This is a genomic window from Acinetobacter sp. YH01007 (genome assembly GCF_013420425.1).
GTDB classification, from domain to species: domain Bacteria; phylum Pseudomonadota; class Gammaproteobacteria; order Pseudomonadales; family Moraxellaceae; genus Acinetobacter; species Acinetobacter towneri.
The window spans coordinates 86,001-110,665 of the sequence record NZ_VOYC01000011.1; the positions used below are offsets into that span (position 1 = coordinate 86,001).

20 protein-coding genes, 1 pseudogene and 1 riboswitch are annotated in these 24,665 nt (G+C 43.4%); of the genes and pseudogenes, 17 read left to right on the plus strand and 4 right to left on the minus strand.

What is annotated here, in order from left to right:
* The first annotated feature begins 2 nt into the window (after positions 1-2).
* The 4 genes from FTT74_RS06975 (at position 3) to lpxC (ending at position 4,551) form a co-directional block, all read left to right on the plus strand.
* Positions 3-857, plus strand: a complete 855-nt coding sequence (locus tag FTT74_RS06975; RefSeq protein WP_004974235.1) for a cell division protein FtsQ/DivIB — start codon at positions 3-5, stop codon at positions 855-857.
* A 67-nt stretch (positions 858-924) separates the two neighbouring features.
* Complete coding sequence (gene ftsA, locus FTT74_RS06980; RefSeq protein ID WP_004974236.1) at positions 925-2,187, plus strand: cell division protein FtsA; 1,263 nt, start codon at positions 925-927, stop codon at positions 2,185-2,187.
* A 159-nt stretch (positions 2,188-2,346) separates the two neighbouring features.
* Entirely contained in the window at positions 2,347-3,525 is a 1,179-nt protein-coding gene (gene ftsZ, locus FTT74_RS06985) for a cell division protein FtsZ (protein ID WP_179988753.1), read from the plus strand.
* Between the two features lie 123 nt (positions 3,526-3,648).
* Complete coding sequence (lpxC, locus tag FTT74_RS06990; RefSeq protein WP_179988752.1) at positions 3,649-4,551, plus strand: UDP-3-O-acyl-N-acetylglucosamine deacetylase; 903 nt, start codon at positions 3,649-3,651, stop codon at positions 4,549-4,551.
* Between the two features lie 97 nt (positions 4,552-4,648).
* Here lpxC and FTT74_RS06995 read toward each other — a convergent pair whose 3' ends face one another.
* Entirely contained in the window at positions 4,649-5,089 is a 441-nt protein-coding gene (locus FTT74_RS06995) for a DciA family protein (RefSeq protein ID WP_004974242.1), read from the minus strand.
* 106 nt (positions 5,090-5,195) lie between these two features.
* On the opposite strand from FTT74_RS06995, the gene FTT74_RS07000 reads away from it, so the two are divergent.
* From FTT74_RS07000 to recJ, 10 genes are all read left to right on the plus strand, one after another.
* A complete protein-coding gene (locus FTT74_RS07000) occupies positions 5,196-5,879 on the plus strand; it encodes a M23 family metallopeptidase (RefSeq protein WP_004974246.1) in 684 nt (227 codons plus the stop codon).
* A 368-nt stretch (positions 5,880-6,247) separates the two neighbouring features.
* Positions 6,248-8,950, plus strand: coding sequence for a pyruvate dehydrogenase (acetyl-transferring), homodimeric type (aceE, locus tag FTT74_RS07005; RefSeq protein WP_096901655.1), 2,703 nt, complete (start codon positions 6,248-6,250; stop codon positions 8,948-8,950).
* A 2-nt stretch (positions 8,951-8,952) separates the two neighbouring features.
* Positions 8,953-10,932 carry a 2-oxo acid dehydrogenase subunit E2 gene (locus FTT74_RS07010; RefSeq protein ID WP_179988751.1) on the plus strand — a complete coding sequence of 660 codons (1,980 nt, stop codon included), beginning with the start codon at positions 8,953-8,955 and terminating at the stop codon, positions 10,930-10,932.
* Between the two features lie 98 nt (positions 10,933-11,030).
* Positions 11,031-11,190, plus strand: a riboswitch (yybP-ykoY riboswitch).
* A 72-nt stretch (positions 11,191-11,262) separates the two neighbouring features.
* Entirely contained in the window at positions 11,263-11,838 is a 576-nt protein-coding gene (locus FTT74_RS07015) for a TMEM165/GDT1 family protein (protein ID WP_004974251.1), read from the plus strand.
* A 185-nt stretch (positions 11,839-12,023) separates the two neighbouring features.
* Positions 12,024-12,821 carry an MBL fold metallo-hydrolase gene (locus FTT74_RS07020; protein WP_004974253.1) on the plus strand — a complete coding sequence of 266 codons (798 nt, stop codon included), beginning with the start codon at positions 12,024-12,026 and terminating at the stop codon, positions 12,819-12,821.
* A gap of 105 nt (positions 12,822-12,926) precedes the next feature.
* Complete coding sequence (locus tag FTT74_RS07025) at positions 12,927-13,292, plus strand: YkgJ family cysteine cluster protein (protein ID WP_004974255.1); 366 nt, start codon at positions 12,927-12,929, stop codon at positions 13,290-13,292.
* Between the two features lie 329 nt (positions 13,293-13,621).
* On the plus strand, positions 13,622-15,088 hold the full coding sequence (gene guaB, locus FTT74_RS07030; protein WP_004974257.1) for an IMP dehydrogenase: 1,467 nt from the start codon (positions 13,622-13,624) through the stop codon (positions 15,086-15,088).
* A gap of 142 nt (positions 15,089-15,230) precedes the next feature.
* Positions 15,231-16,562: a phosphoglucosamine mutase gene (glmM, locus tag FTT74_RS07035; protein ID WP_179988750.1), complete on the plus strand. Its 1,332-nt coding sequence runs from the start codon at positions 15,231-15,233 to the stop codon at positions 16,560-16,562.
* A 14-nt stretch (positions 16,563-16,576) separates the two neighbouring features.
* Positions 16,577-17,233, plus strand: coding sequence for a pyridoxamine 5'-phosphate oxidase (pdxH, locus tag FTT74_RS07040; RefSeq protein WP_179988749.1), 657 nt, complete (start codon positions 16,577-16,579; stop codon positions 17,231-17,233).
* A 13-nt stretch (positions 17,234-17,246) separates the two neighbouring features.
* A complete protein-coding gene (gene recJ, locus FTT74_RS07045; protein WP_131261205.1) occupies positions 17,247-18,950 on the plus strand; it encodes a single-stranded-DNA-specific exonuclease RecJ in 1,704 nt (567 codons plus the stop codon).
* 58 nt (positions 18,951-19,008) lie between these two features.
* Here the strand turns inward: recJ and FTT74_RS07050 are convergent.
* The 3 genes and pseudogenes from FTT74_RS07050 to FTT74_RS07060 all read right to left on the minus strand — a co-directional run.
* A pseudogene (locus FTT74_RS07050) lies at positions 19,009-19,515 on the minus strand (putative porin); the annotation flags it as partial.
* A gap of 1 nt (position 19,516) precedes the next feature.
* Positions 19,517-20,479, minus strand: coding sequence for an IS30 family transposase (locus FTT74_RS07055; RefSeq protein ID WP_131261203.1), 963 nt, complete (start codon positions 20,477-20,479; stop codon positions 19,517-19,519).
* Positions 20,480-20,644: 165 nt separating this feature from the next.
* Entirely contained in the window at positions 20,645-21,421 is a 777-nt protein-coding gene (locus tag FTT74_RS07060) for a putative porin (RefSeq protein WP_004974263.1), read from the minus strand.
* Between the two features lie 576 nt (positions 21,422-21,997).
* Between FTT74_RS07060 and prfB the strand changes: the two genes are divergently transcribed.
* The 3 genes from prfB (at position 21,998) to FTT74_RS07075 (ending at position 24,650) form a co-directional block, all read left to right on the plus strand.
* Positions 21,998-23,093, plus strand: a protein-coding gene (gene prfB, locus FTT74_RS07065) for a peptide chain release factor 2 (RefSeq protein ID WP_179988748.1) whose coding sequence is annotated in 2 segments (ribosomal slippage) — positions 21,998-22,069 and positions 22,071-23,093 — 1,095 coding nt in all. Because the reading frame shifts where the segments join, the coding sequence is not laid out codon by codon here.
* Between the two features lie 157 nt (positions 23,094-23,250).
* Positions 23,251-23,550, plus strand: coding sequence for a helix-turn-helix transcriptional regulator (locus FTT74_RS07070; protein WP_019837093.1), 300 nt, complete (start codon positions 23,251-23,253; stop codon positions 23,548-23,550).
* A gap of 20 nt (positions 23,551-23,570) precedes the next feature.
* Complete coding sequence (locus FTT74_RS07075) at positions 23,571-24,650, plus strand: alkene reductase (RefSeq protein WP_179988747.1); 1,080 nt, start codon at positions 23,571-23,573, stop codon at positions 24,648-24,650.
* Positions 24,651-24,665: the final 15 nt, after the last annotated feature.

Here is a 24,665-nt window from a genome sequence, read left to right on the forward strand (position 1 = left end):
ATATGGCTCAACTTCCTGCATCCTTGCGCCGTAAACGGGCAGCGATTACCTCGATTCATGACAAACCGCCAACAGCCAAAGAAAAGCTGATTCATTTTGGCGGTTGGGTAATGCTGTGCGTTGCGGTGCTCGTGTTGGCAGTGGGTGCGTACGGGCTATACAAAGTCATGACCGATGCACAAATTGCCAAGCTAGATGTAGTGGGTACACGTTCAGATGCGGAACACCGCCAAGTGATGACGCATGTGAACCCTGTAATGACCAAGAACTATTTCACCTCTGACCTAGAGCAAATCCGCGATACCGCTTTGGAGTTGTCTTGGGTAGATCGAGTGGTGGTTTCACGTGCGTGGCCGAATGCTATTCGTGTGCGGGTTATGCCGCGTCATCCAATTGCACGTTGGGGGACAGGTCGTTTGCTCAGTGACAGCGGTGAAGTCTTTACCGAGGTCACGCCACAAAATAATCAACATTTACCGTTATTACACGGGCCAACGCATCAATCTAAAATGATGATGCGTCGTTATAATGAAATTAACCAATTATTCTTACCCGTCAACGATCGTTTAAAAGAACTATATTTAACAGAACGTATGACGTGGTTTATGCAGTTTGATTCAGGTCTACGTGTTATTGTAGATAAAGATCAAACCATGAGTAAGCTGCAGCGCTTGGGGCATCTTGCACAAAGTGATTTGAAACCTGTATGGTCTAAAATATCCGCCATCGATTTGCGTTATCGCAATGGTTTAGCCATTCAATGGAAAAACTCAATTCCGCCAAAAATTGCAAATGGTCACTTTGTTGTAACGATTGATGACACAAGCATTGCAGAGGGAATAAGAGCAAAGCCATAATATTGGGCTTTAAAAAAATAGAGGCATTAAGCCATAAATTAAACATACTGGTAATGGTAGTGAATAAATGAGTGAAGCTGTTCCCTCGGTTGTTGCGATTGACATTGGGACGCACAAAGTTTCAGTTTTGATTGCTAAGGTCCATGCGCCAGACAATATCCAAGTCATTGGTATGGCCACCGCACGTAATCGAGGCATGAGTAAGGGAAAAATTGTCAGTCTCGATAAAGTGATTACTGCAATTAAAAATGCCGTGCAAGAAGCGGAAGATATGGCGGAATGCCGTGTGCATTCGGCATGGATTTCTATTCCTAGTGCAGAGCTAAAAAGCTTTTATGCTTCAGGTCGCACACCTATTGAAAGTAGTGATCACACCATTACCACCAGTGAAGTGGTACGCGCCTTGGACTTGGCCAAAGCCAGTCACCTCACCTCAGACCATTATTTGGTGAGTGCAGTACCACTCGGTTTCGATTTAGATGATTCGGGTGAATGGGTACAAAACCCAATTCGTATGTCAGCACATAGCATGACGGGGCATTATCAATTGATGATGTTGCCTATTAGCACCATGCAGAATTTAGACCGTGCTTTAAAAGGTGCCAATATTGGTGTCGAAAAAATGGTGGTGTCAAATTTAGCCACTGCAGAAGCCAGTCTGCTTAAAGATGAAAAAGAATACGGTGTGTGTCTGGTAGATATTGGCGCAGGTACGACCAGTATTGCAGTTTATTTAGATGGACGTTTGGCCTTGGCACACACTTTGCAGCGTGGTGGTGAGCATGTCACCCGCGATATTGCAGCGGTGTTACAAACCACAACTGAAGAAGCTGAACGGATTAAGCTATTGTATGGCTGTGTAGATATGAAAGTGGTCAAACCTGATCACATGATTCAGATTCAGGGCATTGATGGGCCGCAAACCATTAGCCGTATTGAACTGGCGGAAATTATTATTGCGCGTTATGAAGAAATTTTTGCACAAATTCGTCAGGAACTCGAAAAGAGCGGTGCCATTCATGGTTTATATCATGGTGTGGTTTTGGCGGGTGATGCCTCACAAATTGAAGGCATGATCAGCTTGGTACGTCGTATGTTGGGTGTTTCGGCACACTTGGGGAATCATCCTTCACAAGTTTATGCCGATGAACCGCATCAGGCCGCCTTACGCCGTTCACAATATGCAACAGCTTCAGGCTTATTGCTTTATAGTCAAAACTATACTCAAGACACGATTGTAGAACATGAAGACCCTGAAACCTTATCGGTTTGGGGGCGTGTCGGACGGGCATGGTCTGGCTTGAACGAAAAGTTAAAATCTATTTTTTAGTTGAGTTTTTTGGGAATATTGTTAGGAAGTTGTACGGATCATCACTGGTACTTGACAAGCCAGAAGTTGAACAGCATTCTTAAAAATAATTTTTATGAAGATCAAGGCAGTATACGGGCTTAAGTGACTGCCAATAACGTATTAGGAAATCTAAAGGTCATGGCCTCATTTGAATTTATAGATGATCAAACCGATAGCAACGGTCAAGCCCGTTTCACTGTGTTTGGTGTGGGTGGTGCAGGTGGTAACGCTGTGCAGCACATGCTTGAGTCGGATATTCAGGGTGTAAAATTTGTTTGTGCCAATACGGACAAACAAGCATTGGATCGCATGAATTCGCAATTCAAAATCCAGCTAGGTGAGCAAAGCACACGTGGTTTAGGCGCGGGCGGTGATCCTCAAGTGGGTCAAACTGCAGCGGAAGAAAGCCGCGAGCTGATCTGTCAGCAACTTGAAGGCACAGACATGGTGTTCGTGACTGCAGGGATGGGCGGTGGTACAGGTACAGGTGCTGCGCCAGTTGTGGCTGAAATTGCCAAAGAAATGGGCATTTTGACTGTTGGTGTGGTGACTACGCCATTTAACTTTGAGGGTAAGCGTCGCTTACTTTCTGCGGAAAAAGGGATTGCGGCATTAGAACAGCATGTAGACTCTTTAATCATTATTCCAAACCAGCGTTTAATGAAAGTTTACCGCGACATTTCAATGAAAGATGCGTATAAAAAAGCCGATGACGTTTTGTTGAACGGTGTACGCAGTATTTTTGATTTGGTGGTACGTCCAGGTCACATCAACCTAGACTTTGCTGACTTGAAAACTGCGATGAGTACGCGCGGTTATGCGATGATGGGTGTTGGTTCAGGTCGTGGTGAAAACCGTGCGCGTCAAGCGGCTGAACAAGCGATTCGTAGCCCATTGCTCGATAGCGTAACCATTGCCAATGCCAAAGGCTTGTTGATTAACGTAACGGGTGGTGATGATGTGACCTTCGGTGAAATCGAAGAGATCATGGACGTGATTCATCAACTTTCAGATACCGAACAAACCCAAGTATTCTACGGTACGGTATTTGATCCTGAAGCGCGTGACGAAATTAGCGTGACTGTGATTGCTACAGGTTTGGCTCGTAATACAGGCGATACGCCAGAGCCAGCGAAACGCACTGTGACTCAAACTGCGGCTGCAGCTCCTGCCGCAGCAGTAGAAGAAGATGATGTGCCTGCCATTCAGCGCCAACAAGCAGATGCTGCGCCGATCAGCGCAACCAGTACTTCGGGTGCTGCACGCCCAACGCCAATGAGTATTCAAGACTATTTGAAAAATCAGCAGCGTAAATAAGCCAAGATCATCAATTTAATTGTATGATCGGGAAAAGGCAGTTTTAAACTGCCTTTTTTGTTTTTTATCAATGGCTAAATATGCTAACGTATAGCGGTTTTAAAATTTAGATGAATTGAGAACATGCTGAAACAACGTACCCTACAACGTGTCGTCAAGGCGAGCGGTATTGGTCTGCACAGTGGTCAAAAAGTTTTGATCAACTTTGTGCCGCATCATGCCGATGGGGGAATTGTGTTTCGTCGTATCGATTTAAACCCACCTGTGGATATTCCAGCCAATGCCATGCTGATTCAGGAAGCATTTATGTGCTCGAATTTGGTTCAGGATAATGCCAAAGTTGGCACTATTGAGCATGTTATGAGTGCAATTGCAGGGTTGGGCATTGATAACTTGATTATTGAAGTGTCTGCCTCTGAAGTGCCCATTATGGACGGCAGTGCAGGGCCTTTTATTTATTTGTTGATGCAGGGTGGTTTAAAAGAACAGGATGCTGCGAAAAAGTTCATCAAAATTTTAAAACCTGTAGAAGCTTTAATTGACGATAAACGTGCGGTGTTCAGTCCGCATGAAGGTTTTCAGCTCAATTTCACCATCGACTTTGATCATCCTGCCTTTAAAAAAGAATATCAGTCTGCCACCATCGATTTTTCTACAGAAACCTTTGTCTATGAAGTCAGTGGCGCACGTACTTTTGGCTTTATGAAAGATTTGGACTATTTAAAAGCCAATAATTTGGCTTTGGGTGCGAGTTTAGATAATGCCATTGGGGTAGATGATACAGGCGTGGTCAATGAAGAAGGTTTGCGCTTCTCGGACGAGTTTGTACGGCATAAAATTTTAGATGCTGTGGGGGATTTGTACTTGCTTGGACATCAAATTATTGCCAAGTTTGATGGTTATAAATCAGGACATGCCTTAAATAATCAGTTATTACGCAATGTTCAGAGCGATCCAAGCAGTTATGAAATTGTAACATTTGATGACATAAATTCTTGCCCGATCACTTTTGTGCATGTGACATAAGTCATTGTCTTTTCTTACTACGTTATAATGTAACAACAATAATATGTGAATTTCATCACAAATTTGAGCACGAGTTTTTGGTGTTTTCTGCAAACAATTATTTTTTATTGCTTGCCAAACGTAACAAAGCTTGGCTAAGCTTAGGGTCGCTCACAAAGTCAGCAGCACCTCGTAACATATCTTGAGTTTCTGGACTAAGTGTTCTTAAAGGCTTTTCGCTTTTTGGGGGCGTTTGAGATTCAACTCTTAAACGAACTTGAATTTTTTGTATGTCTTTCAGTTCATGCAGTTGTGACAGTTGAGTAATGTATTGCTTTTGCAAATAAGCAAGTTGACTGACCATCGCTTGATTCGTTCCAGTAATGGTTAAGACACCTTGTTGATAACAAACCACCTGCCATTGCTCTGGTTGCGGCAGTAAAGGTTGAATAAGTTTGCCAAGTTTCTGCCATGCAGCAACTTGGGTTGAGAGAAACGTTAGGTTTCCTGTTTTTATGTGTTTTCTTGTTTGTTGAAAGAGATTCACAGGTTCGGACATACATCATTCCTTCATGTTTATGCCCTAATCTTATGCGCTCCTTTCAGTAGATATCAAGGAAGAGATCACAAGGAACTTCAAGTAAGAACAGTTAAGAGGTTTTTTTATGCATTCGCGCCGTATTTTATTAGCGTTTTCACTGGCAGCTTCGGCAGCATCTGTCGCATTTGCTGATTTAGTTGAGTTAGATTCTCAAAATTCATCGACTGATCGTATTGAGCAATTAACCCGCACCTTGTCACAAGGTTCTTATACAGAAACACAAGACATTGATGTTCCTGCACAAACGCAGATGACCGTTAAGCTTCGTGAAAAGACTACAGAATTAAACAATGCGTCTTTAGCAAAAAAATACGGTACCAATACCAGCACCCGTTTTGCTTCTTCAAATCCTTATGCTTGGTTAGTGTCACATCCATTACCAAATGCACGTATTAGCTCGAACTATGGCGGTCGTGTCATGAGTGGTCGTGCTGAAAACCATTCAGGCTTAGACCTTGCTGCACCAAGCGGTACTCCAATTTATGCGACTGGCCCAGGTATTGTGACCAAGTCAGGCTGGGGCACAGGTTATGGTCAATATGTAGAAATTAACCACGGTAATGGTTATATCACGCGCTACGCACACGCTTCACGTTTAATTGCACGTGTGGGTGACCGTGTAGATGCAGGCGAACATATTGCCAACGTGGGTTGTACAGGTCGTTGTACAGGTCCTCACTTACATTATGAAGTAGTGAAAGATGGTCAACGTAAGAACCCTTCTACCTATTTAGCAATGTTGCCGTAATGTTTTGGCTAGAAATTCATGCTCTAGCCACACTCACTGTAAACTACACGTGAACTACAAATTAAAACATGAAATTAAAGCGGCAAAGGTCGCTTTTCTTTGTACTCACGTTTTAGCTTTTAGCAAAATCTAGTGAGACATTTCAGACATCAACTTATCACCTAAAAAAATAATAACACGCAGTATCTGCTTTATTGTATAAAAAACCGCCTAAATTGGCGGTTTTTTGTTATTTGCTGTAAGAGTATGTCAATCACTATTTATTTTCTAAATAGTATGCAGGATATGCATTTAAGATTAGCCATATCTACTAAAGTCTAAATTATGATACATATAAAGCATACGATTAGGCTTAGGAATAGTGAATTATGGCGTTTTACGGTGATACGGACTCACAAGAAACCCAAGAATGGCAAGACGCCTTTGATGCTGTGTTACAACATATGGGTACTGAACGGGCAGCATTTTTACTCGAAAAACTGTACCAACGTGCAATTGCAAAGCATGTACCCATTCAGCGATTAAATACTCCTTACCTCAATACCATTTCAGTGGAAGAACAACCTGCCATGCCGGGCGATCAGGATATGGAGCGTCGTATTCGCGCCCTGATTCGCTGGAATGCGTTGGCAATGGTATTGCGTGCCAATAAAACAGGTGATGATTTAGGTGGTCACCTTGCAAGTTTCGCATCTTCAGCCACATTATATGATGTTGGTTTTAACCATTTCTTCCGTGCCAATAGTGATCATTTTGGCGGTGATATGATCTACTACCAAGGTCACTGTGCACCCGGTATTTATGCCCGTTCATTTTTAGAAGGGCGTTTAACCGAAGATCAATTGAATAATTTCCGCCGTGAAGTGGGCGGTAACGGTTTACCTAGCTATCCACATCCTTATTTAATGCCTGACTATTGGCAGTTCCCAACGGTATCGATGGGTCTGGGTCCAATCATGTCAATTTATCAGGCACATATTCAAAAATATTTAATGAACCGCGGTTTAATTAAAGAAGAAGACCGTAAAGTCTGGGCATATCTAGGCGATGGTGAAATGGATGAGCCAGAAAGTTTGGGTGCAATTTCACTGGCAGGTCGTGAAAAGCTAGATAACCTGATTTGGGTGGTGAACTGTAACTTACAGCGTTTAGATGGCCCTGTACGCGGTAACGGTAAAATCATTCAAGAACTTGAGTCGTTATTCCGTGGCGCAGGTTGGCGCGTGATTAAAGTGGTCTGGGGGCGTCATTGGGATGCTTTATTGGACAAAGACGACACAGGTGCATTAAGAGCCATCATGGAAGAAGCGGTGGATGGTGATTATCAGCGCTTGCAAGTGAAAGGTGGTGCATACGCTCGTGAGAAATTCTTTGGTAAATATCCTGAAGCCAAAGAATTGGTCAAAGATTTAAGCGATGAAGATATTGATAACCTGAACCGTGGTGGTCACGATCCGTACAAAGTATTTGCGGCGTATGCTGAAGCATGTAAGGCCAAAGGTCAGCCAACGGTCATTTTAGCCAAAACTGTCAAAGGTTATGGTTTGTCTGATGAAATTGAAGCGGTGAACAAAACCCACCAAATCAAAAAAATGCAGTTGGATTCTTTAAAATATGTACGTGACCGCTTCAACTTGCCATTTAGCGATGAGCAACTTGAAGAAGTGCCGTTCTATCGTCCAAGTGAAAATTCGCCTGAATTGAAATATATGAAAGCGCGTCGCGAAGCGTTGGGTGGTTATTTGCCTGCGCGTCGTAAAGACAGCGAAGCTTTACAAATTCCTGAATTATCAGTTTTCGATTCAGTCTTGGCAGGTTCAGGTGGCAAAGAACAATCGACCACTATGGTGATGGTGCGTTTGATTTCTGCCCTGCTCAAAGAAAAAGCCATTAAAGACCGTGTGGTACCCATTGTACCCGATGAAGCACGTACTTTCGGTTTAGAAGGCATGTTCCGTCAACTGGGTATTTATGCCGCACATGGGCAAAAATACACCCCTGAAGACCAAGAACAATTGATGCATTATCGTGAAGCCAAAGACGGTCACATGCTGCAAGAAGGCATTAACGAAGCAGGTGCAATGAGTGCTTGGGCAGCTTTGGGTACCAGTTATTCGACCAATAACTTACCAATGATCCCAATGTATATGTATTACTCCATGTTTGGTTTCCAACGTATTGGGGATATTGCATGGGCGGCAGGTGATGCACAGGCGCAAGGTTTCTTGTTGGGTGCCACTGCAGGACGTACCACACTCAATGGTGAAGGCTTGCAACACCAAGATGGTCACTCGCATATTTTAGCCAATACTATTCCAAACTGTGTGTCCTATGACCCATGCTTTGGTTATGAGCTTGCCGTGATTGTGCATGATGGTTTGCAACGCATGTATGTCAATCAGGAGCGCGTGTTCTATTACCTCACCGTAATGAATGAAAACTACGAGCATCCTGAAATGCCACAAGGTGTGGAAGAAGGCATTAAGCGCGGCATGTATTTACTGCAGGAAGATGAAAAAGCCACGGTTCAATTGCTAGGTTCAGGTGTGATTTTGCGTGAAGTCATCAAAGCGGCGAAAATCTTGCGTGAAGAGTATCAAATCCACTCGAATGTCTACAGTGTGACCAGTTTTAATGAATTGGCGCGTGATGGTATGGCGTGTGAAGAATACAACCGTTTGCATCCATTGGCTGAAGAAAGCAAAGAGCCGTGGATCTCACAACAGTTACGTGGCAAAGATGGCATTGTCGTGTCTGCTACCGATCACATGCGCGCCTATAGCGAGCAAATTCGCGGTTACTTGCCAGACAATCGTCCATTTGTTGCCTTAGGTACCGATGGTTATGGTCGTTCCGATACCCGCGGTAACTTGCGTAGCTACTTTGGGGTCGATGCTGCACACATTGTGGTAGCCACCTTGAAAAAACTGGCTGATGAAGGCGAAGTCGATGCGCGTTTGGTCAAAGATGCAATCTCGACATTTGAGTTAGATACAGATCGTCCTGTCGCGTGGGCACCGCAAGCGGTTCCTGAAGTACAAGCGGTTGCTGACTACAAAGAGGAGCACTGATCATGCAAATTCAAACGCCTGATATTGGTGTCGATAAAGCCACTGTTGCAGATATTCTTGTCAAAGTTGGCGACACGATTGCAGTTGATGACAGCATTGTCCTATTGGAATCAGACAAAGCCTCTGTTGAAGTACCCAGCACCGTTGCAGGGGTGGTGAAAAGTATTTTGGTACAACAAGGCGATGAAGTGACTGAAGGTGCGGTGCTGATTGAGTTGGAAACTGAAGCTCAAACGGCAGCTGCTACAGAAGTTGCTGCACCGCAAGCCCAAGTAGATGCTGCACCGAAGCAAGATGCTGAACCAGTGATCGCTGCAGAACCAAGCTCAGCGACATCAAACACTGCGCAAGAAGTAGATGTACAAGTACCTGACATTGGCGTGGAAAAAGCCGTTGTTGGGGAAATTTTAGTACAAGTCGGCGATGCGATTGATGTTGATCAAAGCATTATTGTGGTGGAGTCGGACAAAGCCACAGTAGAAGTGCCGAGTACGGTGTCGGGTACAGTTACCGCTATCCAAATCAATACGGGTGATACCGTAAAAGAAGGTGTGGTGATTCTGAAAGTGAAAACCGCCGCTGCTGCAGTCACACAGGTGGAAACACCTCAAGTGGCATCAGCAGAAGCGGCTGCTGCAACAGCGAGCGCAGCAACTGCATCGGCACCACAAACAACAGCATCAGCACAGGTTGAAGTCGCAGTGCCTGATTTAGGGGTCGATAAAGCCACAGTGGCAGAAATTTTGGTACAAGTGGGCGATACGGTTGCTGCTGACCAAAGTTTGATTGTGGTGGAATCAGACAAGGCTACGGTAGAAGTGCCAAGTACTACTGCAGGCGTGATTCAAGCGATTCATGTAGAATTAGGACAAAGTGTTGCGCAGGGCAATGCATTAGTGACGATAGTAACTGCAAGCGCAGCTGCACCAACAGCAGTTGCAGCAGCTCAAGTTGCCTCTGCACCAAGTACATCGCCAGCAGTCAGTGCTGCATCTACAGCACAAAGCACGACAGTTGCAGCAAGCGCGCATACGAATGTAGACAAATTGAGTAAGGCGCAACATGAAGCCAATGCAAAAGTGTATGCAGGCCCTGCTGTGCGTAAACTGGCACGTGAGTTGGGTGTTGTTTTAGCAGATGTAAACGCCACTGGCCCACATGCGCGTGTACTCAAAGAAGACTTGAAGGCTTATGTCAAAGCGCGTCTTACTGCGCCGCAGACTGTTCCTGTCGCTGCTACAACACAGCAAGTTACAGGTTTGCCAAAGCTACCTGACTTTAGTGCATTTGGTGGTGTGGAAGAAAAAGATTTGACGCGCTTACAACAAGTGTCAATTCCGCAATTGTCCCTGAACAATTACATCCCACAAGTCACGCAATTTGATTTGGCCGATATTACCGAGCTAGAAGCGTGGCGCGGTGAATTGAAAGCCAACTTCAAAAAAGAAGGTGTCAGCCTGACCATTTTGGCGTTCATTGCCAAAGCAGTAGCGCATTTGCTGAAAGATGAGCCATATTTCGCTGCGCATCTGGCAGATGATCAAAAGTCTGTGCTGCTGCGTAAAGAAATCCACATGGGCATTGCGGTGGCAACCCCTGATGGTTTAACCGTGCCTGTGCTACGCAATCCAGATCAGAAATCGATTAAACAAATTGCGATCGAACTGGGCGAGTTGAGCCAAAAAGCGCGTGATAAAAAGTTGTCGCCTAAAGATTTACAAGGTGCAAACTTTACCATCACCAGTTTAGGTTCGATTGGCGGTACGGCATTTACGCCGTTGGTGAACTGGCCGCAGGTTGCGATTTTGGGTATTTCACCAGCGACCATGCAGCCTGTCTGGAATGGTGAAGGCTTTGATCCGCGCTTGATGTTGCCATTGTCATTGTCGTATGACCATCGGGTAATTAATGGCGCAGATGCAGCACGTTTTACCCATAAACTGACCCAGTTGTTGGCAGATATTCGTAGCTTGCTGCTCTAAACTCAGAAAAGCTTTATAAAACCCTGCTGCGGCAGGGTTTTTTGTCACTGCCGTTATTCGGCTAAATTTGCTTAACCGCAGTATTCCGTTTAGAATAGCTGTACTTCATTGGGGAGTAGCCGCTTTTTACTAATTTCTGTTTCAACTGAATGCAGTAAAAAGGTGATGGTCAACATATTTGTTCCACAGAACATGGTCATCATAGCAAAGAACCAAGTCTGCTTTTTCAAGCTTTCTTTTGTTGGCAAGACCTTTGATTTATCACTCTGCAGATTTTGGCTAGCAGGAGGGATAGGTCATTGGTATGTGTGCTAGCCAGAGAAAAACATCATGTATGAATTCCTCATCTCGACTGCCATTGTCGCCTTAGCCGAAATGGGTGATAAAACCCAACTATTGGCTTTATTACTCGCGGCACGTTTTCGTAAACCTGCTCCAATCTTGGTTGCTATTTTACTGGCAACACTCATTAACCACGGACTTTCTGCAGTTTTAGGGCAGTGGATTACCACGGTACTTAGCCCAGAAATTTTATTGTGGATTTTGTCTTTAGGTTTTATTGGCATGGCGATTTGGATGCTTATTCCAGACCAGCTAGATGATGAAACTGAAAGCATCAACAAGTGGCAAAAATACGGTGTATTTGGCGCGACCTTTGTATTGTTCTTTTTGGCAGAAATTGGCGATAAAACTCAAATTGCCACAGTGGCTTTAGCCGCACGTTATGACAGCGTGTTTTGGGTCATGCTTGGAACCACTTTGGGGATGATGCTGGCCAATGCACCTGCGGTATTTATTGGCAATAAATTAGCGACCCGATTGCCAATTGCTTTAATTCATAAAATTGGTGCACTGATTTTCCTAATTATTGGTGTGTCGACTTTGGCGCAACATTATTTATTCTAAATTATTCATTAAAATGCATAAATCCTGAGCAAACTGCTCGGGATTTATTTATGTGAATGGTACTGCAATTCACTGATATTTCAGATAATCTGAGCCATTTTATTTATTGTAACTTTCCATAAATAGCTATATGTTATTCAATGATAGAAAATCTATTTTTAAAATGAAAAAATTGGGGATTGGTTATGGCATTTGACCGTACAACATCGCAGGTCTTATTTGATAATGGGACACATAAATGTATTAGTTTTACCAGTTTGGTCAAAGGTGAAGGTGTTCAGGCCAACCAATTTCTGATCATTGATAATAACCGTGCCGCAGTGCTAGACCCAGGTGGCGACCTGACCTATGTACCACTGACCATGGAATTAAACAAATATACCCGTTTGACCAATCTTGACTATGTCATGGCATCGCACCAAGACCCAGACATCATCACTTCAATGCCGCGTTGGTTGGTCTATACCGAAGCAAAAATCGTAGCATCAAAATTGTGGGCGCGTTTCTTGCCGCACTTAAGCTCATCTTTTATGAGCGACCGTATGAAAGGCAACTGGTTAGATCGTTTGGTGGAACTGCCAGATGAAGGTCAGGCAATTCCTTTGGGCGAGTCTAAAATTATTGCTGTGCCTGCGCATTTCTTACACTCTGTTGGTAATTTCCAGTTTTATGATCCTATCGCCAAAATTTTATTTTCTGGTGATATGGGTGCGTCAATGGTGGAAGATGCTTCAATTCCATTGACTGATTTTGCTGCGCATATTCCTGCGATGAAAGGTTTCCATCAGCGCTATATGTGTTCCAATAAAGTGATTCGCCTATGGGTGAATATGGTACGCACCATGGACGTTGAAATGATTGTGCCGCAACACGGTACGCCATTTGTGGGCAAAGAACAGGTGAACCAATTCCTAGACTGGATTGAAACATTGGAATGTGGCGTCGATTTGATGGATGAACACGTTTTTAGCTGCCCTGAATAAGCGACAAAAAAGCTGAAAAAACTGTAAAAAAAACTTGAGTGCAAAAACAACTTTTTTTAAGATTTTCGCCCAAAAACGATTTTTTTGATGACGAGAACTTAACGAATGTTGTCTCAAGTACCTACAGCCGATGCCTGCTTAAGCTGCGGCGCGTGTTGCGCTTATTTCCGTGTTTCATTTTATTGGGCTGAAGGCATGAATATGCCTGAGCACTACACGGAACCAGTAACAGCAGTCTATTCATGCATGTGTGGTACCAATCAGAGTCAGCCGCGTTGTGTCGCTTTAGAAGGTGAAGTTGGACAGCAAGTGAGCTGCGGGATTTATGAATTACGCAGCAGCTCTTGTAAAGAAGTGCAAATTGCCGATGATCAATGCAATAAAGCACGTCGTGCGCATAACATGATTCCATTTGTGCAAGTCGATCCAGCCATTTCTGTGAATGATGATGACTTCGATCAAGTGGTTTAATGGTGCTTTAAGTTGTTGATCGCAATCCAGATTGGAAAAGCAAAGCTGCGGCTTTGCTTTTTTTGTGGCTCAATTTTGGGTAGATAGCCAAATCATGATTCAGATTGAAGCGGCTTTATCTGCCTGAAAAATGAAACCTCGCAAGTTTTAAACTTGCGTGGCTAAAAAGCAAACTAGGAGTGAAAACCTCAATTTTTAGATGAAAATTACCGATTTTTTCATGCTGCATCCCCCAGAAGGGCAGAATAAAAAATATTTCTTAGAGAACAAATGAAATTTGTGCCCAGATTTGTTTATAATGGCTCACGGAAATTACCAGTGAGACTGTTATGCTGACCATCGTTCAAGAAGCGTTAACCTTCGATGATGTCTTATTACTCCCTGCCTATTCTACTGTTCTCCCAAAAGATGTCTCCTTAAAGACACGTTTTACGCGCGGCATTGACCTGAATATTCCTTTGGTTTCAGCAGCAATGGATACGGTGACTGAATCTCGTATGGCAATTGCGATGGCGCAAAACGGTGGTATTGGTATTTTGCATAAAAACATGGACATCGTTGCGCAAGCAGCCGAAGTGCGCCGTGTGAAAAAATTTGAAGCGGGTATGGTGAAAGACCCGATTACCGTAACGCCAGAAACTACAGTACGTGAATTGATTGCGCTGACTCAAGCCAATAATATTAGCGGTGTACCTGTAGTAAAAGATGGCAAAGTTGTCGGTATTGTGACAGGACGTGATACACGTTTTGAAACCAACCTTGAACAACCTGTCAGCAATATCATGACAGGTCAAGATCGTTTAGTGACAGTACGCGAAGACGAATCTAAAGAAAACATTCAAGCTTTATTGCAACAGCATCGTATTGAAAAAGTCTTGGTGGTGAATGACCAGCAGGAATTAAAAGGCTTAATTACGGTCACTGATTTCCGTAAAGCAGAATTGTATCCAAACAGCTGTAAAGATGACTTAGGTCGTTTACGCGTGGGTGCTGCAGTGGGTACAGGCGCAGAAACACCAAGCCGTGTAGAAGCATTGGTTGAAGCAGGTGTCGATGCGATTGTGGTTGATACTGCACACGGTCACTCTGCAGGCGTAATTGAGCGTGTACGTTGGGTAAAAGCTAACTATCCACAAGTTCAAGTAATTGGCGGTAACATTGCAACTGGCGATGCTGCTTTGGCATTGTTAGATGCAGGCGCAGACGCAGTGAAAGTGGGGATTGGCCCAGGTTCAATCTGTACCACACGTATTGTGGCAGGTATTGGTATGCCGCAAATCTCTGCAATTGACGCTGTTGCCAATGCATTGAAAGAACAGATTCCATTAATTGCCGATGGTGGTATTCGCTTCTCTGGTGATATGGCCAAAGCGATTGGTGCAGGTGCAAGTACCATTATGGTGGGTTCATTGCTTGCTGGTACTGAAGAAGCACCGGGCGAAGTTGAATTCTTCCAAGGTCGTTACTACAAAGCATACCGTGGTATGGGTTCATTGGGTGCAATGGCGGGTGCAACAGGTTCTGCAGACCGTTATTTCCAAGACTCGAAAGCAGGTGCAGAAAAACTTGTACCAGAAGGTATTGAAGGTCGTGTACCGTACAAAGGCCCAATGGGCAACATCGTGCATCAGATGATGGGTGGTTTACGTTCATCTATGGGTTATACAGGTTCTTCAACCATTGAAGATCTACGCCAAAATGCTAAATTCGTGAAAATTACTGCAGCAGGTATGCAGGAATCTCACGTGCATGATGTGACGATTACTAAAGAAGCGCCGAACTATCGCGTTGGTTAATATGAACTATCGCGTTGGTTGATATTTAGTAGCATTTTCAAATAAAAGCCGTCATCAATGTGACGGCTTTTTCATTTTTGGTGTAAAGTAACTCGCAGTAAAAAAGTGATGATAAAGATCACCCCTAAGAAGTGAGAACAATATGAGTTATTTTGGTACAGACGGCATTCGAGGGAAGTTTGGAGAGTTACCAATTACACCTGATTTTGCATTAAAACTAGGTTTTGCAGCAGGTAAAGTTTTAAAAAAACACACCAAAAAAAATAAACCTATTGTGGTATTAGGTAAAGATACACGTCTTTCAGGCTATATTTTAGAAGCAGCATTACAAGCGGGTTTAAATGCCGCAGGTGTCTATGTGCATTTGCTCGGCCCATTGCCGACGCCCGCTATTGCGCACTTAACCCGCGCTTTGCATGCCAGTTTAGGCATTGTGATTTCAGCATCGCATAATCCGTATTTTGATAACGGGATTAAATTTTTCTCGGGCGAAGGGAAAAAGCTGCCAGATGCCTTGCAAGAAGAAATTAACCAAGAATTGCAGCAAGAATTAAAAATTGATGATACGGCCAACTTGGGTAAAAGCGTTCGTGTTAAAGATGCCAATGGGCGTTACATCGAGTTTTGTAAATCGACCTTTCCATATCATTTAGATTTAAATGACCTCACCATTGTGGTCGATTGCGCCAATGGTGCTGCCTACAATGTTGGCCCTGCGGTATTCCGTGAATTAGGTGGGAAAGTGATTGCCATTCACAATGAGCCAAATGGTTTAAACATCAACGAAAATTGCGGCTCAACCCATCCTGAAAGTTTGCAAAAAGCAGTGCTTGAGCATCAGGCGGACTTGGGTGTTGCATTTGATGGTGATGCAGACCGTGTGATTTTGGTGGATAGTCAAGGCAAGCAAATTGATGGTGACCACATTTTATATATTCTTGCCACACAAGGCTCGAAAAAACCTGCAGGTATTGTTGGGACGTTAATGAGCAATATGGCGCTGGAATTGGCGTTAGAAAAAGCCCAAGTACCATTACTCCGTGCCAATGTCGGTGACCGTTACGTGCTACAAGGTCTGGAAGAAAATGGCTGGGTTATTGGTGGTGAGCCATCGGGGCATATTTTGACTTTGGACAAGAGCACCACAGGTGATGCAATTATTGCTGCCTTGCAAGTGTTAACGGTGATGGTCGAACAAAATAAAGCCCTACATGAATTGGTGGCAGATTTTAAACTGTTGCCAAATGTGCTGGAAAACGTGCGCTTAGCAAATATGTTTGATCCGTATACCGTTCCTGCCTTGGTGGAAGAGTTTGACCGTGCTACGGAACAGCTGAAAGGTCGTGGACGCTTATTGATTCGTAAATCGGGCACTGAACCTGTGATTCGTGTCATGGTGGAAGGTGATGATTTGGCTGAAGTGAAGGCAATGGCGAAAGATTTAGCAGATGCTGTACGTCGTCATGCCGTCTAAAAGGGGGGTAAATCGTGAGTGATTTAATTAAAGATTTAAGTGAGCTGCGTTTAAGTTACCAAAAAGGTGAATTGCTAGAAGCACAGGTCAGTGCCAATCCGCATATTCAGTTTTTGAATTGGTTTAACCATGCCTTAGAAGCCAAGCTGCATGAACCGTATGCGATGTCATTGGCGACTGCCAATGCGCAAGGTCGTCCGCATGTGCGTACTGTGTTGCTGCGTGGAGCCACCGAAGCAGGCTATGACTTTTATACCAATTATGACAGTCAAAAAGGGTTGGATTTAGCGGCCAATCCTTATGCTGAATTGTTATTTTACTGGCCTGAACTGGAACGTCAGATTCGTGTCAGTGGCTATGTCGAAAAAATTGATGAGCAAGAATCGACTGCGTATTATCACAAACGCCCGCGTGATAATCAGATCGCTGCGCATATTAGCACTCCGCAAAGTGGTGTGATTGCCAGTCGTGAAGAACTACAGGCGCGTTTCCAAGACTTGCATGCCCAAGTGGGTGATCAATCTGAATTGCAAAAACCCGTATTTTGGGGTGGCTACCGCTTGCAGTCTGATTATTACGAATTTTGGCAAGGCCGTCCGAACCGTTTGCATGACCGCTTAGCTTATGAAAAAATTGAAGGTGACTGGAAACTACAACGCTTGATGCCTTAAATGACTGGAAATTATGTCAAAAATTCTAATAAAGCAAAGACCTTTACTTACACGCCCTGAAAACTTTCAGGGCGTCTCTACATTTGTTGCCCAAATTTTAGCGCGCCGTGGCGTTGCGTCTGAGCAGGAGCTGGAACTTAAACTGAAGCACTTGCTTGCTCCAAGCATGAAAGGTCTACCAGAAGCAATTCAGCTGATGGATCAGGCGATTGATCAGCAGAAAAAAATTGTAATTGTGGGCGATTACGATGCCGATGGCGCGACCAGTACCACACTTATGATTTTGGCATTGCGCGAAATGGGCGCACACGTGCAGTATTTAGTACCTGACCGTTTTAAATATGGTTATGGCTTAACCCCCGCCATTGCCGATTTGGCTTTTGAGCGTTATGCACCTGATTTATTAATTACGGTAGATAACGGAATTTCCAGTCATGAAGGTGTGGAGCGTGCGCAAGCTTTGGGGATGCAGGTCATCATTACCGATCACCACCTCACCACAAAAGCCACTCCAAATGCAGAGGCTGTGGTGAATCCGAATCAATTGGGTTGTGATTTCCCAAGTAAAGCCTTGGCAGGTGTGGGCGTGGCATTTTATGTGTTGGCCAACTTATCCAGTCAGCGTAAAAAACAGGGTAAATCTGCTGCAAATTTAACGCAATATTTAGATTTGGTGGCTTTGGGCACCTATGCCGATGTCGCTAGTCTGGATTATAACAACCGTATTTTGGTGGATGCAGGCTTAAAACGGATACAGCAGAATTTATGTCGTCCTGGGATTAGCGCATTGCTGGATTTGGCAGGACGTGAACCCGCACAGCTCAAAGCGCAGGATTTGGGTTTTGTCTTGGGGCCACGTATCAATGCTGCAGGGCGCATGGAAACCATGGACATTGGAATCGAGTGTTTACTGGCAGCGGATATGCAAAGTGCTTATGCTTTGGCGCGTCAGTTAAATGCTTTGAATCAGGAACGCCGTCAGGTTGAAGGGCAAATTAAACAGGATGCGCTGGCAGAGTTGGAAAAGCTGCAGTTAGATCAAAGCGATTTACCGCATGCCTTGATCATGTTTGAAGAACATTGGCACCAAGGTGTAATTGGAATTGTTGCAGGACGCTTAAAGGAACAGTTTCATCGCCCTGCGATTGTATTTGCTGCCGATGAAGATGGTGAGCATATTAAAGGCTCTGCCCGTTCAATTGAGGGGATTCACATACGTGACACCATTGAATTGGTTGCAGAGCAATATCCACATTTGGTGAGTCATTTTGGTGGACATGCGGCTGCGGCAGGTTTGACCATAAAAAAGGTGCACTTTGCAGAATTTAAACAGGTCTTTGAACAGATCATTGCGCAAATGGATGCGGATTTATTTCATGCTGTGCTATGGACAGATGGTGAATTGCCGCAAGAAGCTTTTGATTTACACACGGTAGATTTATTACAGCATTTGGCGCCGTGGGGACAAAAGTTTCCGCAGCCTGTGTTTGAGGGACGGTTTAAAGTGGTTGATTTTAGATGGTTGAAGGACGCTCATTTAAAATTGCGTTTGGCATTGGACAATGGACAAGTGGTTGATGCGATTGCGTTTGGTGCTAAAGATAAATTTGAATTTAACCCGATGCGGGATGATGTGCGTTTGGTTTATGAGTTAGAGCGCAATGTGTTTAATGGCAATGTGAGTTTGCAGTTGCAGATTGTGCATTTGGAGCAGTAATCCAAATAAAAAAATCCGCTCAAATTTGAGCGGATTTTTTTGCTTTTAATGTAAGGGATTAGAAGCGGAATGTACCATTGATGCCGTAAGAGTCCGCACCATCAGTTGTCGTGTAATTCACACCTACAGCAAATGCTGGGGTAAAGAATTTTTGTGCACGTACATTAAAGATAGTATCAAAATCTTCTTCTGTTGAATCTGCAAAAGAAACACCAACGCTTAAAGTTGGGTCGATATAAAGGTCTGCACCTAGACGATATACTGTTTCATCTGCAAAATAGGTTGCACCTTCAAAATTAGTATAATAGTTACCAATTTGAGTGACATATTTTGCGCGAAGTGTTGCAATAGTATCATCTTCAGCAGTCCAAATATTTGTAAAGCTGTTGATAAAACCGATTTGGCTTGCTTGGATTGGGTCAATATTTTCTTTTGCAACACCAGCTGCTAATAACAAACTATTGATTGGTAAATAACCCACTTCCAGTGCATAACCTGTGTTGTCTGCCGAGATCGAATCTTCATCATCTTCGATTGTAATTTCAGAACGGTTTAATTTGGCGGATTCAAGCGGCAAGTGCAACAGTATAAAAACCAGACATAACTTCACTCGGTGTATACCAACCTAGGGTTTTTCTAGGACGATGGTTGAGTGCAAATTCTATCTGCTCTATTTGTTCGTTTGACACGTCATCAAACGATGATGATTTTGGCAGATATTGCCGGATTAAACCATTCGTATTTTCATTTCTAGCTCGCTGAATAGACTTGTAAGGATCAGCAAAATACGTCTCTATGCCAGCATCAGTAATTCTTTTGTGTTCGGAAAATTCTTTGCCATTATCAAATGTCACACTATAAGCATGGCTCATTTGTAAACGATCTAATGCACAAGTAATCGTTTTAGAGGATTCTCTCGTTGACCCTAAATGAACAATATGTACATACAGGCTCTTTCGATCAACGAGAGTCAATAAAGCACCTTTATGATGTTTACCAATCACCGTGTCACCTTCGAAATCTCCTAAACGTTGTCGTTGATCAATGACCTGGTCTCGGTAGTGAATACTTGTTTTATCAATGATTTGCCCCCTACGATCCGTGTTTTTGTAACCGCGTTTTCGATATTTCTTCTGATGCCTTAAGTGTAGATGAAGTTTACCACCTTTTGATTTATCTTGATAAATGTACTGGTAAATCCACTCATGTGAAGGTACATCCAGCCAACCGCGTTGTGTTAAAGCACCTGAAATTTGTTCTGGTGACCAGTCCAAACCAATCAAATAATCAATATAAGCGAAGGCAAATGCTGTCATTGATGATGAAGGACGGTACCGTCTTTGACTTGCAAATTTAGCTGCCTGTTGAGCTCTATATCCACGTTGCCCAGTATTTCTTTTTAATTCACGGTAGATGGTTGATCGTGAACGTCCTAACTCCCGAGCAAGGGTAGCGATTGAACTTTTACTTTTCAAAGTAGCATAAATTTCGTATCTTTCATCTTGAGAAAGTTGGGTGTATTTCTTCATTGTGTGCTTTCCAATTGCGGGTTGAAAAAGTCTAATGATTCTATGAATACACCTAACTTTTTCAACTAACTACAAATGTGTTGCACTTGAGATTTGAATCTGCGGGGCGTAAAAAAGCACCCTTCCGAAGAAGGGTGCTATTTGAGTAAGGAATTAGACTTAAGCTTAGAAGCGATATTTCGCAGCGACACCAAAGCGGTTGTAGTCAGCATTACCAACTTCACCAAAGCCTACACGACCTTCCAAACTGACTTGTGGTGTAAAGAATTTACGTGCACTCACACCAAACTCATCATTATCGTTGATATCGTTGCTGTAATAATCGACACCTACACTTAGCGTTTTATCAATGAAGTAATCCGCAGCAAGATTGTATTCATCGAGATCACCAAAAGCAGCACCTGCTTCAAGGTTGATGTCTTTACCATTCGAAAGTGTAGTTACGTATTTAGCACGTAAAGTCGGGTCTACACCATCATCACGGTCATTATCCCAACCTTTAAGACCTGCTGCGATTAACAAGCCTGGTGCTGGTAAATAACCAACTTCTGCACCATAGGTGGTTAAATCATTGTTTAGGTCATCATTGTCTTTCAAGTCATGACCGCTCACATTACCACTTAAGTAAAAGTCTGAATTCGGTACAAAGTACTCTGCACCTACGCCGTAAGTATGCGCTTCATTGTCGCCAACTTCGTCATATTGGTATTTGGCATTTACGTTGCTAGCACGATCAAGGAACGCTGCTTCTGCCAAAGGTGCATTACGGGTTTGTACAGGGTTAAAGTAATAAGTACCATCTACACCGAATGAACCGCTTGAACTGCCGTTGTCTGGATCAATCAGTCCTGCTGATGCACCAATTTCAGCTTGGTATGCGTTCGCAGTACCAGTGATAGCCAAAGCTGAAAGTAGGGCTGATGCGATTGCTAATTTTTTCATGGAAATTACCCCTCTGAAATTATGGTTAACAGTTAAACTTTTTGTTACAACTTTCAGTCTAGGCTAAAAATGATCAGCGTCAATCACAGGAAGGTTACAGCTTTGTTACAAGCGTAAATTTGTGTAATATTTTTGGTTTAAGTGATTGAAATAAAAATGAAATAATTAAATGTTTTGTTTTATTAAAACTATGTAGATTTTGTGAATTTTACTAAAATTGATCACTAAATCATCAAACTTGTTTCATCCTTGCTTTATTTTGGCGGGTTGAAGCAATTGTGATACACAACTTTTAAGCTTGTATTCAGTTGAATGTGTCAGGCAAAAAATCAGGGAGATAGATCAGCCATTTAGATAAACATCAGTGTTAATCGAGCATGCTGTTTTTTTAGATTGGATATCATCAGGCTTTCGTTTTAAAAAGTTTAAAGCGATCTTTATTTTTAACCACATTTAGCATTCAACCGATAAAAGCTGAAAAGTTATGCTGGAATTTACAGCAGGGTAGAAATGCCAGAACAGGTCTGTGCTACAATTATTGGCTATTGAGCTTCATTGTTAATTGAGAGAATTTACGTGGAAATTAATCCTTATCTAAACCAATTAAAAGACTTGAGCGAACGTGGTCAAACACTACGGGGGTATCTTTGACTACGATCTGAAAAAAGAGCGTTTAGAAGAGGTTCTCCGCGAGTTGGAAGACCCTGCCATTTGGAATGATCAAAGTCGTGCTCAAGCGATGGCCAAAGAAAAAGGCGAACTTGAGAATGTGATTAATGTTCTGGAAGGTTTGGCAACCCAGTTGGAAGATGCGCAAGCCATGCTGGATTTGGCGGTTGAAGCAGATGATGAAGACTTATTGGTTGATGTGCAGTCAGAGTTGACCTCTGCTGAAGAAGAACTGGCGAAGCTTGAATTCCGTCGTATGTTCAGCAACCCAATGGATCCAAATCCGTGTTATGTCGAAATTCAGGCGGGTTCAGGCGGTACAGAAGCGCAGGACTGGGCATCTATGTTGCTGCGTATGTATATGCGCTGGATTGAACGTCATGGCTTTAAAGCAGAATTGATGGAAGAATCGGATGGTGATGTGGCAGGGATTAAATCTGCGACCATTCGCGTTGAAGGCGAATATGCCTATGGTTGGTTGCGTACCGAATCGGGTGTGCATCGTTTAGTGCGTAAATCGCCATTTGACTCAGGTAACCGTCGTCATACGTCATTTTCTGCAGTGTTCGTTTCACCAGAAGTGGATGACAATATTGAAATTGATATTAACCCTGCCGATGTCCGTACCGATACTTATCGTGCGTCAGGTGCAGGTGGTCAGCACATTAACAAAACTGACTCTGCGGTACGTTTAACCCACGCACCTACAGGTATTGTGGTGGCTTGTCAGAACCAACGTTCGCAACACGCCAACCGTGACCATGCGTGGAAACAGTTACGTGCTAAGTTGTATGAACTGGAAATGAGTAAACGTAATGAGGCGGCTCAAGCTTTAGAAGACTCGAAGTCTGATATTGGTTGGGGCAGCCAAATTCGTTCTTATGTATTGGATGATTCACGTATTAAAGACTTGCGTACAGGCGTGGAAACTTCAAATACAGGTGCAGTTTTAGATGGTGATTTAGATAAGTTTATTGAAGCCAGTTTAAAACAGGGTCTATAAGTTAGGGTCTGTAAGATCATAATGAGCCTGCCCAATTCAGTTGAGTTGCTTAAAAATTTATATAAATCGTAAAAAAACGATATTAATATCGAAAAAATACGATATATTAAAAGCAGCTGCTGAATTGGGCTTATATTTACGAATATGTGTCTGAATGATGGATGTCGATTTAATCTTTAAAGCCTTAGCCAATCCTACCCGTCGGCAAATTTTAGAATGGTTAAAAGCACCAGAACAATTTTTGTCGGTAGATGAGTGTGGCGACTTTAAGCGTGGCGTATGTGCAGGACACATTGAGCGTTTGGGCAACGTGTCGCAATCGACCATGTCAAATCATTTATCGGTACTGCAACAGGCAGGTCTTATTCGTGCAGAAAAATATGGACAATGGTCGTATTTTTCTCGTAATGAAGCACTCATTCAGCAATATGTCGAATATTTAAAACACTCACTTTAACTGTGAGATTAGAGGCAAAAATGGCTGAATTAGACTCTCCTTTAGTTTTGGGTGATCTGCATCTAAAAAACCGTGTGGTGATGGCACCTTTAACCCGTAGCCGCGCCAGTGATGACCGTGTTCCAACGCCAATGATGGCGGAATATTATGCACAGCGTGCTAGCGCAGGTTTGATTCTTTCAGAAGCAACGGTAATTTCTGAAGAAGCCAATGGTTATTTAAATACCCCAGGATTGTTTACCGATGCTCAAGTGCAGGGTTGGAAACTCGTTACCGATGCCGTGCATGCCAAAGGTGGTTTGATTGTGGCGCAACTGTGGCATGTAGGTCGTGTTTCACATCCAGATTTACTCAATGGTGCAACACCAGTATCGGCAAGTGCGGTACAACAAGCAGGTTATGTCAGTTTGTTGCGTCCTAAACGTGAATATGTGTTGCCACGTGCCTTAGAAATTGCAGAAATCCACACCATTACCGAGCAATATAAACAAGCCGCCATCCGTGCCAAAGAAGCAGGATTTGATGGGGTAGAGTTGCATGCAGCCAATGGTTATTTGATTGATCAATTCCTGCAAAGCAAAACCAACCAACGTGACGATGAATACGGTGGTTCGGTTGAAAATCGTGCGCGTTTCTTGTTAGAAGTGATGGACGCCTTAATTGAAGTCTGGGGCGCAGGTCGAGTCGGTGTGCATTTAGCACCACGTGGCGATGAGCACGACATGGGAGATGATGATCCACGTGAAACCTTTGGCTATGTCATGCAGCAATTGGGGCAGCGTAAAATCGCCTTTTTCTTTACCCGCGAATATTTAGCCGAAGACAGCATTTCCCAAGAAATGAAAGTATGTTCAGGCGGTGTGCCATATATCGCGAACATGCGTTTAAGTCGTGCTGATGCCGTGGAATTATTGGCTTCGGGCAAGGCCGATGCGGTGTCATTTGGTAAGGCGTATATTGCCAATCCAGACTTGTATGAGCGTTTATTGGCAGATGTACCTTTAAACGAACTCAAGCTGGAAAACATGATTGGTACAGCCGTTGCAGAAGGCTATATCGATTATCCAACTTTGGCGGAAACACAACACGCTGTAGAATAAAAGCCAGTATAGCGC

Coding starts and splice junctions, on each gene's coding strand:
- ftsZ (WP_179988753.1), top strand. CDS start 2,347: ATGGCCTCATTTGAATTTATAGATGATCAAACCGATAGCAACGGTCAA.
- FTT74_RS06975 (WP_004974235.1), top strand. CDS start 3: ATGGCTCAACTTCCTGCATCCTTGCGCCGTAAACGGGCAGCGATTACC.
- FTT74_RS07020 (WP_004974253.1), top strand. CDS start 12,024: ATGGCATTTGACCGTACAACATCGCAGGTCTTATTTGATAATGGGACA.
- FTT74_RS07060 (WP_004974263.1), bottom strand. CDS start 21,421: ATGAAAAAATTAGCAATCGCATCAGCCCTACTTTCAGCTTTGGCTATC.
- FTT74_RS07070 (WP_019837093.1), top strand. CDS start 23,251: ATGGATGTCGATTTAATCTTTAAAGCCTTAGCCAATCCTACCCGTCGG.
- FTT74_RS07000 (WP_004974246.1), top strand. CDS start 5,196: ATGCATTCGCGCCGTATTTTATTAGCGTTTTCACTGGCAGCTTCGGCA.
- FTT74_RS07015 (WP_004974251.1), top strand. CDS start 11,263: ATGTATGAATTCCTCATCTCGACTGCCATTGTCGCCTTAGCCGAAATG.
- FTT74_RS07075 (WP_179988747.1), top strand. CDS start 23,571: ATGGCTGAATTAGACTCTCCTTTAGTTTTGGGTGATCTGCATCTAAAA.
- FTT74_RS07025 (WP_004974255.1), top strand. CDS start 12,927: ATGTTGTCTCAAGTACCTACAGCCGATGCCTGCTTAAGCTGCGGCGCG.
- recJ (WP_131261205.1), top strand. CDS start 17,247: ATGTCAAAAATTCTAATAAAGCAAAGACCTTTACTTACACGCCCTGAA.
- FTT74_RS07010 (WP_179988751.1), top strand. CDS start 8,953: ATGCAAATTCAAACGCCTGATATTGGTGTCGATAAAGCCACTGTTGCA.
- FTT74_RS06995 (WP_004974242.1), bottom strand. CDS start 5,089: ATGTCCGAACCTGTGAATCTCTTTCAACAAACAAGAAAACACATAAAA.
- lpxC (WP_179988752.1), top strand. CDS start 3,649: ATGCTGAAACAACGTACCCTACAACGTGTCGTCAAGGCGAGCGGTATT.
- aceE (WP_096901655.1), top strand. CDS start 6,248: ATGGCGTTTTACGGTGATACGGACTCACAAGAAACCCAAGAATGGCAA.
- glmM (WP_179988750.1), top strand. CDS start 15,231: ATGAGTTATTTTGGTACAGACGGCATTCGAGGGAAGTTTGGAGAGTTA.
- FTT74_RS07055 (WP_131261203.1), bottom strand. CDS start 20,479: ATGAAGAAATACACCCAACTTTCTCAAGATGAAAGATACGAAATTTAT.
- guaB (WP_004974257.1), top strand. CDS start 13,622: ATGCTGACCATCGTTCAAGAAGCGTTAACCTTCGATGATGTCTTATTA.
- ftsA (WP_004974236.1), top strand. CDS start 925: ATGAGTGAAGCTGTTCCCTCGGTTGTTGCGATTGACATTGGGACGCAC.